General features: G+C 61.6%; 13 protein-coding genes. 9 read left to right on the top strand and 4 right to left on the bottom strand.

All coding sequences use genetic code 11. The annotated features are described in order from the left end of the window. Nucleotides 1-98: 98 nt before the first annotated feature. The 3 genes from trxA (at nt 99) to AB8B29_RS15470 (ending at nt 2,163) form a co-directional block, all read left to right on the top strand. The gene (trxA, locus tag AB8B29_RS15480; protein WP_037196907.1) at nt 99-1,073 is read left to right on the top strand and encodes a thioredoxin; all 975 of its coding nucleotides are present in this window, start codon (nt 99-101) and stop codon (nt 1,071-1,073) included. Between the two features lie 231 nt (nt 1,074-1,304). Further along, nucleotides 1,305-1,964: an LON peptidase substrate-binding domain-containing protein gene (locus AB8B29_RS15475; protein WP_037196905.1), complete on the top strand. Its 660-nt coding sequence runs from the start codon at nt 1,305-1,307 to the stop codon at nt 1,962-1,964. 10 nt (nt 1,965-1,974) lie between these two features. Then, complete coding sequence (locus AB8B29_RS15470) at nt 1,975-2,163, top strand: Trm112 family protein (protein WP_037196904.1); 189 nt, start codon at nt 1,975-1,977, stop codon at nt 2,161-2,163. A gap of 18 nt (nt 2,164-2,181) precedes the next feature. Here AB8B29_RS15470 and AB8B29_RS15465 read toward each other — a convergent pair whose 3' ends face one another. Continuing rightward, nucleotides 2,182-2,655: a VOC family protein gene (locus AB8B29_RS15465; RefSeq protein ID WP_037196903.1), complete on the bottom strand. Its 474-nt coding sequence runs from the start codon at nt 2,653-2,655 to the stop codon at nt 2,182-2,184. Nucleotides 2,656-2,816: 161 nt separating this feature from the next. Then, nucleotides 2,817-4,031: a ubiquinone biosynthesis hydroxylase gene (locus AB8B29_RS15460; protein ID WP_439006605.1), complete on the bottom strand. Its 1,215-nt coding sequence runs from the start codon at nt 4,029-4,031 to the stop codon at nt 2,817-2,819. An 83-nt stretch (nt 4,032-4,114) separates the two neighbouring features. Between AB8B29_RS15460 and tesB the strand changes: the two genes are divergently transcribed. The 3 genes from tesB to AB8B29_RS15445 all read left to right on the top strand — a co-directional run bounded on the left by tesB (nt 4,115) and on the right by AB8B29_RS15445 (nt 6,951). Continuing rightward, a complete protein-coding gene (gene tesB / locus AB8B29_RS15455; protein WP_092573162.1) occupies nt 4,115-4,999 on the top strand; it encodes an acyl-CoA thioesterase II in 885 nt (294 codons plus the stop codon). Nucleotides 5,000-5,213: 214 nt separating this feature from the next. Continuing rightward, nucleotides 5,214-5,564: a P-II family nitrogen regulator gene (locus tag AB8B29_RS15450; protein ID WP_034509110.1), complete on the top strand. Its 351-nt coding sequence runs from the start codon at nt 5,214-5,216 to the stop codon at nt 5,562-5,564. Nucleotides 5,565-5,592: 28 nt separating this feature from the next. Beyond that, a complete protein-coding gene (locus AB8B29_RS15445; protein ID WP_037196900.1) occupies nt 5,593-6,951 on the top strand; it encodes an ammonium transporter in 1,359 nt (452 codons plus the stop codon). On the opposite strand, the gene AB8B29_RS15440 is transcribed toward AB8B29_RS15445, so the two are convergent. After that, on the bottom strand, nt 6,952-7,128 hold the full coding sequence (locus tag AB8B29_RS15440) for a hypothetical protein (protein WP_439006604.1): 177 nt from the start codon (nt 7,126-7,128) through the stop codon (nt 6,952-6,954). It lies immediately after the preceding gene. A 97-nt stretch (nt 7,129-7,225) separates the two neighbouring features. Between AB8B29_RS15440 and AB8B29_RS15435 the strand changes: the two genes are divergently transcribed. From AB8B29_RS15435 to AB8B29_RS15425, 3 genes are all read left to right on the top strand, one after another. Then, the gene (locus AB8B29_RS15435; protein WP_037196899.1) at nt 7,226-9,898 is read left to right on the top strand and encodes an FtsK/SpoIIIE family DNA translocase; all 2,673 of its coding nucleotides are present in this window, start codon (nt 7,226-7,228) and stop codon (nt 9,896-9,898) included. A gap of 136 nt (nt 9,899-10,034) precedes the next feature. Next, nucleotides 10,035-10,685, top strand: coding sequence for an outer-membrane lipoprotein carrier protein LolA (locus AB8B29_RS15430; protein WP_037196898.1), 651 nt, complete (start codon nt 10,035-10,037; stop codon nt 10,683-10,685). A 196-nt stretch (nt 10,686-10,881) separates the two neighbouring features. Next, nucleotides 10,882-11,685, top strand: coding sequence for an exodeoxyribonuclease III (locus tag AB8B29_RS15425; protein ID WP_037196897.1), 804 nt, complete (start codon nt 10,882-10,884; stop codon nt 11,683-11,685). Between the two features lie 240 nt (nt 11,686-11,925). Here AB8B29_RS15425 and AB8B29_RS15420 read toward each other — a convergent pair whose 3' ends face one another. Then, nucleotides 11,926-12,381 carry a cyclic nucleotide-binding domain-containing protein gene (locus AB8B29_RS15420; protein ID WP_037196896.1) on the bottom strand — a complete coding sequence of 152 codons (456 nt, stop codon included), beginning with the start codon at nt 12,379-12,381 and terminating at the stop codon, nt 11,926-11,928. Between the last annotated feature and the right edge of the window lie 3 nt (nt 12,382-12,384).

The following is a 12,384-nucleotide window of genomic DNA, read 5'->3' as shown; positions in this document are numbered from 1 at the left end:
TTAGGCTATTTCATCGAGCGCGATGCCATGCAAAGCCGGTCGGCTTGCATGAGGATCATGCTTCCAAAGTTCAGGATGCCGGCAGGCGGGAGATACTCATGAGCGGTCCGAACAATCCCTACAACGCTTCCTTCGGCGGACAGATGTCGGCCTCGGCTTCCTACGGGGCTGCGCCTGCGGCATCCGGGACTTCGCCGATCAAGGACACCACGACAGCGACCTTCGCCAAGGATGTCATCGAGGAGTCGCGCAATCAGCCCGTGCTCGTCGATTTCTGGGCGCCCTGGTGCGGTCCGTGCAAGCAGCTGACGCCGGTTCTCGAAAAGGTCGTCAACGAGGCCAATGGCCGCGTCAAGCTGGTCAAGATGAACATTGACGACCATCCGTCCGTCGCCGGTCAGCTCGGCATCCAGTCGATCCCGGCAGTCATCGCCTTCGTCGATGGCCGTCCGGCCGATGGCTTCATGGGTGCGGTTCCCGAAAGCCAGGTCCGCCAGTTCATCGATCGTCTCGGCGGTCCCGCGGGCGGTGCCGACGATCAGGCAGCCGAGATCGCGGCCGTTCTTGAGGAAGCCGGCGGCCTGCTCGCAGCCGGCGACGTCAATGGGGCGGCCGAACTGTTCGGCGCGGTGCTGCAGGCCGATCCGGAAAACCCCAAGGCGCTCGCCGGCATGGCGGAATGCATGATCGCCGCCGGCCAGAGCCAGCGGGCGCGCGAAGCATTGGCGGACCTGCCCGAGACGCTTGCCAACGATGCCGGCATACAGGCCGTGGTGAAGAAGCTCGACCAGATCGACGAAGCCCGCAAGCTCGGCGACCCCGTCGCGATCGAGCATGAGCTGGCGACCAATCCCGACAATCACGAGCAGCGCATCAAGCTTGCCAAGATCCGTAACGTCGAAGGCAAGCGGGAGGAGGCGGCCGAACATCTGCTTCTTATCATGCGCCGAGACCGCAGCTTCGACGACGATGGCGCCCGCCGCCAGTTGCTGGAGTTCTTCGACGTCTGGGGCCCGAAGGATCCGGCAACGATCGCTGCCCGCCGCAAACTTTCATCGATCCTGTTTTCCTGAGCGTGCAATGCTTGCGCCAAACCTCCCTTACGACAGTTCGCCAGGCGGTGGTCGTAGGTGGAGGGGAAGCGGGAGGTATCGCCGTTTTGACTCGAAATACTCTTGTGTTTTCGGCAGATAGGGCCACATTGTTCACTGGCGCGGCGTGAGATGGGGCGCGGCCGCGACTGTGTGTCGTTCCTGCGCGGCCCACTGCGGCGCGTGGCGCAGTGATCTAGCGGGATGGAAAACATGCAAGTCGGAAATGCCAGATATCTGAAGCCGAGCGATCTGCCTGAAACTGTGGTCGTCTTTCCTTTGTCTGGTGCCTTGCTGCTGCCGGGCGCGCAGCTGCCGCTTAATATTTTCGAGCCGCGCTATCTCGCCATGTTCGACTCGGCCATCGCCGGAAACCGGTTGATTGGAATGGTGCAGCCGGCGCTGGGCGAGCCGGCGGACTCTTCCAATCTATCGCATGTCGGCTGCCTTGGGCGCATCACCTCGATCGCGGAAACCGGCGATGGCCGCTATATCGCGTCGTTGACCGGGATCTGCCGCTTCCGGCTGATGGATGAAGTCATCGGCCACCAGCCCTATCGCAGCTTCCACATCACGCCCTTCATTTCCGACCTCAAGTCGCGCGACGAGGAGGATACCGTCGATCGGGCCGAGCTGCTGTCGGTTTTCCGGGCCTATCTGGACGCTAACAAGCTGGAAGCGGATTGGGAAAGCGTGGAGCGGGCGAGCAACATGATGCTGGTCAATTCGCTGGCGATGATGGCGCCCTTCGATCCCGCCGAGAAACAGGCGCTTCTGGAGGCGCCCGACCTGAAGACCCGGGCCGAGACCTTCATCGCGATCGTCAAGATCGTACTTGCTGGCTCGGGCGAGACCGATTCCATGCTGCAATAGGAGTGGTGTGATGGATATCACGGTCAGCAAGGTGGATCCGAAACTGCTCGAACTGCTCGTCTGCCCGCTCACCAAGGGGCGGCTCAGCTACGATCGGGAAAAGAACGAGCTGATCTCCGAAAAGGCGCGTCTCGCCTACCCGATCCGCGACGGCATTCCGATCATGCTGATTTCGGAAGCGCGACGCATCGAGGATTGACGTCCGCACCATGGCGCCTCAGCCGCGCCGCGCTGCTTCGATCACCCCGACGTCGATCTTATTCATGGTCATCATCGCATCGAAGGCACGCTTTGCCTGATCGCCGCCTGCCGCGAGCGCTTCAGTCAGGACGCGCGGCGTGATCTGCCAGGATACACCCCATTTGTCCTTGCACCAGCCGCAGTTGCTCTCGCGGCCACCATTGCCGACAATGGCGTTCCAGTAGCGGTCGGTTTCTTCCTGATCGTCCGTTGCGATCTGAAATGAGAAGGCTTCACTGTGTGTAAACGCGGTGCCGCCATTGAGGCCGATGCAAGGAATACCGGCAACCGTGAATTCAACGACCAATACGTCTCCCTGCTTACCGTCCGGATAGTTTCCGGGTGCGCGGATGATGGCACCGACTGCGCTGTCGGGAAAGGTCTCGGCGTAGAAGCGGGCAGCGGCCTCGGCGTCTTTGTCATACCATACGCAGATCGTGTTCTTTGCCATTGCATGGTCCTTTCGCTCTTAGGTTTCCCAATTCCCTGCTTAAATAAGAGGCAAACTGTCTTTCTCCAGTCCATGGAAGCGATTTTACACCCTTAAAGTGCTTGAGGGGCCCGCTTCGGGCCGACGGAAGGCATGCCGATGGGGATTTCGGCTTCGGCCGTTCAGATGGCCTCTCCGGCGAGCAGCCGTGGATTGTCCTTGGCGGCCGTGCCGGCGGCCTGGCCCATGAAGAAGGACTTCAGGCTCGGCAGCCGGTCGACGATCCCAAGCCCGAAATCGCGGGCGACGCGCAATGGCGTGATGTCGTTGGAAAACAGCCGGTTCAGGGCGTCGGTGGTCACCCCCATGCGGAAGGTGTCGAAGCGCCGCCAGGTCTGGTAGCGCTCGAGGATGTTGATCGAGCCGATGTCGAGGCCGAGGCGGTCGGCTTCGACGACGGTTTCGGCAAGGGCTGCCACATCCTTGAAGCCAAGATTGAGGCCCTGGCCGGAGATCGGGTGGATGCCATGGGCGGCGTCGCCGGCGAGCGCGAAACGCGGCGCGACGAAGGCACGGGCGAGCGTCAGGCCGAGCGGAAAGGCACGACGCTCGCCGACGGCGTGCAGCGCACCGAGCTTGTGGCCGAAGCGGCGCTCCAGCTCCTCTTCGAAGACGAGATCGTCCGAGGCGACCAGCCGGTTGGCATCGGCGGTGCGCTCGGTCCAGACGAGGGAGGAGCGGTTGTTCTTCAGCGGCAGGATGGCAAAGGGGCCCGACGGCAGGAAATGCTCCTCGGCGCAGCCGCCATGCGGGCGCTCATGCTCGACGGTCACGACGATGCCGGACTGGCCGTAGTCCCAGTTGACGGTCTTGATGCCTGCCATGTCGCGCAGCTTGGAGCGTACCCCGTCGCAGGCGACCAGCAGGCGTGTTTCCAGCACGCTGCCGTCCGAAAGGGTCAGCGCGACCTTGGCATCGTCGGTCACGAATCCGGTGGCGCTGAGGCCGTGGCTGATGGTGATATCGAGGCGTTCGCACGCGCGGCGCAGCGCGGCGACCATGGCAAGGTTCGGCACCATGTGGGCAAAAGGCTGGCCTTCGGCCACTTCGCCGTCAAAGATGAGGAAGACGGGACGCACGGGATCGCTGGTGCGCGAATCGGTGACGATCATGCGGGTGATCGGTTCTGCTTCCGGCGCGATCTCGTCCCAGACGCCCAGGACTTCAAGCATCTTCGAGGCGGCAGCGATGACCGCCGAGGCGCGCATGTCCTTCTTCCACGCGGTTTCCGGAGCGGCTTCCACGATCATGACGTCGAGATGGGGGGCTGCCTGCTTGACGGCCACCGCAGCGGCAAGACCCACATATCCGCCACCCACTACCAGCATGTCCAACATAGCGCTTCCCTGTGTCCCACTGTCATTTCCTGTTCTATATAGAGCATCCTGTTCATGGTTCCTACCATCGGAGTTCAACCAAAATGTCGCGAGAGAGCGAGAAGCCGACCCCCATGGAAGCCGTGCTTGCGACGCTCGATCTGGAAACGATCGAGATGAACCTGTTTCGCGGCAACAGCCCGCAGGTGGGCTGGCAGCGCGTGTTCGGAGGGCAGGTCATAGGCCAGGCGCTGATGGCGGCGCAGAGGACGGTGGCGGACGATCGCTTCGTGCATTCCCTGCATGCCTATTTCATGCTTCCGGGCGATCCCGCGGTTCCGATCCTCTACCAGGTCGATCGGCTGCGCGACGGTTCCAGTTTTAACACAAGGCGCGTGCTGGCCGTGCAGCATGGCAAGGCGATCTTTGCGTTGACGGCCTCCTTCCAGTTCGACGAGCCCGGCTTCGAGCATCAGGGCGAGATGCCGCAAGTCCCTATGCCGGAAGAGCTGATGGATGAGGAGCAGGTCAAGGAGCGCTATCTCGCCCATGCGCCCGAGAACGTGCGCCGCTATTGGGAGCGCAAGCGGGCGGTCGAGATCCGGCCGGTATCGATCGAGGGCTATTTCTCCCGCTCGCAGCCGAGCCAGCGGCAGAATATCTGGGTGCGCCTGACCGGCCCCGTGCCGGACGACCGGCTCTATCGGAACGCCGTGCTCGCCTATCTTTCGGATATGACGTTGCTCGACGTCGCGCTCAACGCGCATGGCACATCGGTTCTGGATCAGGGCATCCAGGTTGCGAGCCTCGACCATGCCATGTGGTTTCACCGCCCGTTCAAGCTCGACGACTGGCTGCTCTACAGCCAGGAAAGCCCCAGCGCCTCCGGCGCGCGCGGGTTCACCCGCGGCAGCCTGTTTACGCGATCCGGTGTCTTGATTGCGTCTGTCGCGCAAGAGGGGCTGATTCGTAAAAAGGCAAATGATTAAATAAGGTGCAAATTTATAAAAATGCACTTTATTTGTGCAGAGGCCACGCCACGAACTGCCGCTTTATTGGGTTTATTCGATAAATCTGTTAGATTTCAATATGTTATAATTGTGTCACGAATCTGGCACGCCCCTTGAATGTGTACCCACAGTCGCTGCTGAAACATTCGTCGGCGGCAAGGAGAGTCGGCTCCATGCCGAGGGTAAACAAAGGATGGGAAACCAGATGAAAATTGTGATGGCCATTATCAAGCCGTTCAAGCTCGATGAGGTCCGTGAGGCCCTCACGGCTGTCGGCATCCAGGGCCTGACTGTGACCGAAGTGAAAGGCTACGGGCGCCAGAAGGGGCATACCGAGATCTATCGCGGCACCGAATATGCCGTCAGCTTCCTGCCGAAGCTGAAGATCGAGGTCGCGGTCGCATCCGAAATCGTCGACAAGGCTGTCGAGGCCATCGCGTCGGCCGCCAAGACCGGCCAGATCGGCGACGGCAAGATCTTTGTCTATTCGATTGACCATGCCGTGCGCATCCGTACGGGCGAAACCGATTCAGAAGCGCTGTAAGACACGGCTGATCAGGGAGTTATTTGCAATGACATCTACCAAGCTTTCCTCCACCTTCGCGCGGGTGGGTGCGCTTTCTGCGGCCTTGCTCGCGCCGGCGATCGCTTTTGCGCAGACCGCCGCTCCGGCTGCGGCAGCCGCTGCGCCGGTTCCGGACAAGGGCGACACCGCCTTCATGTTCATCTCCACCATTCTCGTGCTGTTCATGCTCGTGCCGGGTCTGGCGCTGTTCTACGGCGGTCTCGTCCGCGCGAAGAACATGCTCTCCGTTCTCATGCAGTGCACGATGATCGGCGCGGTCGTGATGATCATCTGGGTCCTCTACGGCTACTCTTTCGCCTTCGGCGGCGGCACCAGCCCTTATTGGGGCGGCACGGCCAAGATGTTCCTCTCGGGCGTCTCGACCTCGACCACGGCTGCGACCTTCTCCAAGGGCGTTGTCATTCCTGAATTCATCTTCATGCTGTTCCAGATGACCTTCGCCGCCATTACGCCGGCCCTGATCATCGGCGCCTATGCGGAGCGCATCAAGTTCGGCGCATCGGTTCTCTTCTGCGCACTGTGGGCGACCTTCGTCTACTTCCCGATCGCTCACATGGTCTGGGATTCGAACGGCATGCTCTTCAAGATGGGCGCTCTCGACTTCGCAGGCGGCACCGTCGTTCACATCAATGCCGGTATCGCTGGCTTCGTCGGTGCTCTCCTCGTCGGCAAGCGCGTCGGCTTCGGCAAGGACATGATGGCTCCGCATTCCATGACGCTGACCATGGTCGGTGCCTCCATGCTCTGGGTCGGCTGGTTCGGCTTCAATGCCGGCTCCAACCTCGAGGCTTCCGGCGGCGCGATGCTCGCAACCGTCAACACCTTCATCGCAACTGCAGCCGCCATCATCTCCTGGTCGCTGGTTGAAACCTTCACCCGCGGCAAGGCCTCCATGCTCGGCGGCGCTTCGGGCATGGTTGCCGGCCTCGTCGCCATCACGCCTGCAGCCGGTATCGCCGGCCCGATGGGCGCGATCGTCATGGGCCTGATCGTCTCCCCGCTGTGCTACTTCTTCGTGTCCGTCGTGAAGAACAAGTTCGGCTACGACGATACGGCTGACGTCTTTGGCGTCCATTGCGTCGGCGGCATCTTCGGCGCCATTGCAACCGGCATCTTCGCCAGCGCATCGCTCGGCGGCGTCGGCTATGCCGATGGCGTCACCATGGGCAGCCAGGTCATGGTTCAGCTGACCGCAGTCGTCACCACGATCGTTTGGTGCGGCGTCGGTTCGGCGATCCTCTACAAGGTCGTCGACATCATCATCGGTCTGCGTGTCACCCCGGAAGCCGAGCGCGAAGGTCTCGACCTCGCTTCCCACGGCGAAGCTGCCTACCACAATTCCTGATCAGAGCTTGCGATGCCGGAGCAAGGCCTCCGGCATCGCTAAACATCCCGTCGCGGCGTATTTCATCGCAAATAGGCCGCTCTTGGCCCGAACCTTGGTTCGGGCACTTTTTGTTTGTGCGGTAATATCCGGCTGCAAAAGCTGTTGATTCGCCAGGCCTGGGCGCATGGTTAACATGCCATTAACCCTCCTCTGATTAGGTAGGGCTAACCTGCCGGCGAGTGGGCATAGACCGATTCGCTTGCGCTTTCGACAAGGAACGGGGCTGGATATCATGGGCAGAAGCAATTCGGCGGCGTTGAGCGGTCGCCCCGACCGTTTTTCGCTTTCGGCTGTGGTGTGGCGTCAGATCAAGGGTCTGGCGGGCTTTGGGCTGCTGTTCCTGCTGGCGCTGGCCGTCGCGGCGCTGGCGACCTGGAACGTCATGGATCCGAGCTATTCCTACGCCACCGGCAATGCGCCGACCAACCTGCTCGGTTTTCCCGGTGCCGCCTTTGCCGATATCATGATGCAGGCGCTCGGGCTTGCCTCCCTCGTCGCGCTGCTGCCTGTCGCCGCCTGGGCCTTTGCTTTCATTTCCAACCGCAAGCTCAATCGCGTGCCGTCGCGCCTTGGCGCGTGGCTCGGCGGCTGCGTCGTCGCGGCCGGCTCCATCGCCTGCTTTCCCGCGCCGCCGACCTGGCCGATCCCGAACGGCATCGGCGGGGTCGTCGGCGATATCCTCCTGCGCTTTCCCGCCCTTTTCATCGGCACCTATCCGAGCGGCGTCGTCGCCATCGTGATCGGTTCGGTTCTGGCTGTTCCCGCGATCTGGCTCATGCTTTTTGGCGCGGGCGTGATCGGTGAAAGCCTGGTGGAGGACGACGAGGACGAAGACGATTATGAGAACACACACAGCCGCGCTCGTCGGGTAGGCGATGAAGACGAGGACGACGATCGCACCGGCTTTTTGGGCAACTTTATGGCTTTCGGGGCGGTCATGCATGCATGGTATAATGCGCATGCTCGTCTCCGCCGCCTGTTCGGCATGGGTCCGCGCAAGCGCCGCGACCACGCCTTCGATGCGCCCTATGATTTCAATGATGACGAATTCGGCACGCTGAACGAGCCCGTGCGCGCCAAGACGCCGATGGCCCGGGGCGATCGCGTCGAGCCTTCGCTTGGAGGCTCGGCTGCACGCCGTGTCGTTTCCGCGCCCTCCATCAGCCTCAGCGATGACGACGATGAGGACGAGGATTCGTCCTATGAGCGCGATCCGCGGCGCCCGGCCGATATCCTGCCCGATGATGAGGACGAGGATGAGTGGCCGTTGCGTCCCGCTTCGCCGAAGGCGGCAGCCGGCCAGCGCATCATCCCGCCGGCCGCGCGTCCGAAGCCCGGCGTGCGTGCGGAGCGTGAGGCACAGACCTCGTTCATACGGCCCTATGGCTTCCAGCTGCCAGCTGTGCATTTGCTCGCCGAGCCGAAGACCGTCACCCGGGATACGACGCTTTCCGCCGATGCGCTGGAGCAGAATGCCCGCATGCTCGAAGGCGTGCTGGAGGATTTCGGCGTCAAGGGCGAGATCATCCATGTCCGACCCGGCCCGGTGGTGACGCTCTATGAACTGGAGCCTGCACCCGGCATCAAGTCCTCGCGGGTCATCGGTCTCGCCGACGATATTGCCCGCTCGATGAGCGCGATCGCCGCCCGCGTCGCCGTGGTTCCCGGCCGCAACGCCATCGGCATCGAACTGCCGAATTCCACGCGCGAGACCGTCTATCTGCGTGAACTTGTCGCCAGCCGCGATTTCGAGACCTCCAAGGCCAAGCTTGCCATGGCGCTCGGCAAGACGATCGGTGGCGAACCCGTCATCGCCGATCTCGCCAAGATGCCGCATCTGCTCGTCGCCGGCACCACCGGCTCGGGTAAATCCGTCGCCATCAACACCATGATCCTGTCGCTGCTCTATCGCATGACGCCGGAGCAGTGCCGTCTGATCATGATCGACCCGAAGATGCTGGAACTGTCTGTCTATGACGGCATTCCGCATCTGCTCTCGCCTGTGGTCACCGACCCGAAGAAGGCCGTCGTCGCGCTCAAATGGACCGTCCGCGAGATGGAGGAGCGCTACAAGAAGATGTCGAAGATCGGCGTGCGCAACATCGACGGGTTCAACATGCGTGTCGAGCAGGCCGTCGCCAAGGGCGAGGCCATCAGCCGCACTGTCCAGACCGGTTTTGACCGCCAGACCGGCGAGGCGATCTACGAGACGGAAGAGTTCGATCTGAAGCCGATGCCTTACATCGTAGTCATCATCGACGAGATGGCCGACCTGATGATGGTCGCCGGCAAGGATATCGAAGGCGCGGTGCAGCGCCTGGCGCAGATGGCGCGCGCGGCCGGCATCCATGTCATCATGGCGACGCAGCGTCCGTCCGTCGACGTCATCACCGGCACGATCAAGGCGAACTTCCCGACGCGTATCTCTTTCCAGGTGACGTCGAAGATCGACAGCCGCACCATTCTCGGCGAACAGGGTGCCGAACAGCTGCTCGGCATGGGCGACATGCTCTATATGGCCGGTGGCGGGCGCATCCAGCGTGTCCATGGCCCGTTTGTCGCCGACGGCGAGGTCGAGGACATCGTCGCCTATCTGAAGACGCAGGGTTCGCCGCAATATCTCGATGCCATCACCGCCGATGATGATGAGGACGATGAGGGCCATGGCCCTGCGGGGACCTCCAATCTCGCCGATTCGGACGATCCCTACGATCAGGCGGTCGCTATCGTTCTTAGCGACGGCAAGGCCTCGACTTCCTATATCCAGCGCCGCCTCGGCATCGGCTACAACCGCGCCGCCTCGCTGATCGAACGTATGGAGGAAGAAGGCGTGATCGGCCCGGCCAACCATGCCGGCAAGCGCGAAATCCTCGTTCCCACCAAGGCGGACATTCTGGATCGCTGAGGCGATCCGCCTTTCCGTGTCACATATCCCGCCTATGTTCAGGGAAATTTGATCGCGGCCCGCAGCCGAACCCGGGCCGCCGCGCCATGAAGACGCCGATTTTGCGCGCCATGGACAAAGCATGAAGGAGAATTCGATGAAAAAGATTGATGCGCAGCCCATGAACCGATTTTCACCGACCCGCCGGCATTTCCTCGGCGCCGTGGTCGCGGTCGGTGCGGCAGGCGCTCTACCGGTTTCGGCTCTTGCGCAGGCGCAGGCTGCCGCCCTCAATCCCAACATTGCCCAGGCCATCGCCGATCACTTTTCGTCCATCAAGACGATGAAGGGCGGCTTCCTGCAGATCGGGCCGCGCGGCGACCAGATGAGCGGCTCCTTTTTCATCCAGCGGCCCGGCAAGATGCGCTTCAACTACGATCCGCCGTCACGCATGCGCGTCATCTGCGATGGCAACAACGTCCAGGTCATCAACGACCAGACGAATACGAAGAACATGTACCAGCTGTCGAAAACGCCGCTGAGCCTGTTGCTCGCCAATAAGATCGACCTTTCCGCCGACATGGTGCGCAATGTCGATTCCCAGCCGGACCTGACCAAGATCACGCTCGGCAACCGCACCGTCTTCGGCGATTCCACAATCGCGATGATCTTCGATTCGAAGAGCTACGACCTGCGCCAGTGGACCGTCATCGACCCGCAAGGCAAGACGACCGATGTCATCATCAACAACGTGAAGACCAATGTCGCCTTCGATGACAGCGTTTTCCGCATCGATTATACGCGCTGATCGTCGTCTCCATTTCTGGCAACGGGAGAAGCGCCGAATGGCGCTTTCCTTTCCGTCGCAGCCGGTCTAAAGCCTTACCCTGACTAGAGCGTTTCACGGAATCGCTGAACCGCTCTAGCTGTCTGTTTTGACACAATTCCGGACGGAAAACCGCTGCGCACTTTTCCTGGAATTGCTCTCAGGGAAAGGCTTGGGCATGGGATTTTCGATTGCGACCTGGAATATCAATTCGGTGCGGCTGCGCATGCCCATCGTCGAGCAGTTCGTGATGCAGGCCCGGCCTGATATTCTCTGCCTTCAGGAGACCAAGGTTCCGAACGAGCTTTTCCCGCATGCGCCGCTGAGGGCGCTCGGCTACGAACACATCATTATCCATGGCCAGAAGGGTTATCATGGGGTGGCGATCGCCTCGCGTTTTCCGCTGACCGAGGATCATCGGCAAGATTATTGCAACGTCGGCGATAGCAGACATATCTCGGCGATCTTCGAGCGTGGCGGCCGGCGCATCCGGCTACATAATTTCTATGTTCCGGCCGGCGGCGACGAGCCCGATCGCGCCATCAATCCGAAGTTCGGCCACAAGCTCGATTTCATCGAGGAAATGAAGCGGCTGCATGCAAACGCCGAGCCCAACACCTCGGCGATCCTGGTTGGCGACCTCAACATCGCGCCGTTGGAGCATGACGTCTGGTCGCACAAGCAGCTGCTCAAGATCGTCAGCCACACGCCGGTCGAGACCGATGGGCTGATCGAGGTGATGAAGCGGGGCGCCTGGCTCGACCTGATGCGCCAGCAGGTGCCCGCCAATGAGAAGCTCTATACATGGTGGAGCTACCGCGCCAAGGATTGGGAGGCTGCCGATCGCGGCCGCCGCCTCGACCATATCTGGTCGTCATCCGATCTTGGCCCGCACCTGCAGCGCATCGAGATCCTGAAGGCGGCGCGCGGCTGGGATCGCCCATCCGACCATGTGCCGGTAACAGCGCATTTCAATCTCTAGAACGTTTTCGCTTTTCTTCGAATCGCGAAAACGTTCTGTCTTTTTGCTTCTTTACGCATTCCAGGCGGAAAACCGCTTCGCACTTTCCTGGATATGCTCAAGAGCATGTCGCGCAAAAGTGTGCGGCGGTTTTGCGATAACGGCATGCGAAAAACCAAGGGCCTAAAGCGCAAGGAGCGAATCTGAAAGATCGCGACGCGCTTTAGAATGATCTGGCTAAAACCGGATCGCCGTGCGGGGTCAGGAAAACCGGCCGAGAAGCGCCGCTGCCTGCCTGGCCAGTGTCGCGAAGTTCTCGCGGATCCTATTCTGGATCAGCAGGCCGGCATCGGGATATTCTTCGATCAGCCGGTGGAAGAGGGCGCGCGTGATGCGGATCACGTCGGACTCTTCGGCCGCGACGGCCGTATATTTCCGCTCCACCAGCGTCACCAGAGCCAGCTCCGAGAGCATGGTGCCGGCCTGTATCACCGCTTCCACCTGCTTCTCCCCGGCATTGTCTATGGTGCTGAGTTCGAAGCTGCCGCGCGCGACGACATAGGCGCATTCGGCCGGTGACTTCTCCCTGAACAGGGTCTGGCCTTCGGTCACGTGGCGGCGGTCGGCGCCGAAGGCAATCAGCCGCAGCGGCTCATCGCCCATGCCGTGAAACAGCGGCAGTTGCGACAGCAGGCGGATATCGTCGTTCAGCGCCATGTC

The sequence above is a fragment of the Rhizobium sp. 11_C7_N12_5 genome (assembly GCF_051811145.1).
GTDB lineage: Bacteria > Pseudomonadota > Alphaproteobacteria > Rhizobiales > Rhizobiaceae > Rhizobium > Rhizobium lusitanum.
This window is presented reverse-complemented; position numbering and strand designations above follow the sequence as displayed.

Coding starts and splice junctions, on each gene's coding strand:
- trxA (WP_037196907.1), top strand. CDS start 99: ATGAGCGGTCCGAACAATCCCTACAACGCTTCCTTCGGCGGACAGATG.
- AB8B29_RS15475 (WP_037196905.1), top strand. CDS start 1,305: ATGCAAGTCGGAAATGCCAGATATCTGAAGCCGAGCGATCTGCCTGAA.
- AB8B29_RS15470 (WP_037196904.1), top strand. CDS start 1,975: ATGGATATCACGGTCAGCAAGGTGGATCCGAAACTGCTCGAACTGCTC.
- AB8B29_RS15465 (WP_037196903.1), bottom strand. CDS start 2,655: ATGGCAAAGAACACGATCTGCGTATGGTATGACAAAGACGCCGAGGCC.
- AB8B29_RS15460 (WP_439006605.1), bottom strand. CDS start 4,031: ATGTTGGACATGCTGGTAGTGGGTGGCGGATATGTGGGTCTTGCCGCT.
- tesB (WP_092573162.1), top strand. CDS start 4,115: ATGTCGCGAGAGAGCGAGAAGCCGACCCCCATGGAAGCCGTGCTTGCG.
- AB8B29_RS15450 (WP_034509110.1), top strand. CDS start 5,214: ATGGGAAACCAGATGAAAATTGTGATGGCCATTATCAAGCCGTTCAAG.
- AB8B29_RS15445 (WP_037196900.1), top strand. CDS start 5,593: ATGACATCTACCAAGCTTTCCTCCACCTTCGCGCGGGTGGGTGCGCTT.
- AB8B29_RS15440 (WP_439006604.1), bottom strand. CDS start 7,128: ATGTTAACCATGCGCCCAGGCCTGGCGAATCAACAGCTTTTGCAGCCG.
- AB8B29_RS15435 (WP_037196899.1), top strand. CDS start 7,226: ATGGGCAGAAGCAATTCGGCGGCGTTGAGCGGTCGCCCCGACCGTTTT.
- AB8B29_RS15430 (WP_037196898.1), top strand. CDS start 10,035: ATGAAAAAGATTGATGCGCAGCCCATGAACCGATTTTCACCGACCCGC.
- AB8B29_RS15425 (WP_037196897.1), top strand. CDS start 10,882: ATGGGATTTTCGATTGCGACCTGGAATATCAATTCGGTGCGGCTGCGC.
- AB8B29_RS15420 (WP_037196896.1), bottom strand. CDS start 12,381: ATGGCGCTGAACGACGATATCCGCCTGCTGTCGCAACTGCCGCTGTTT.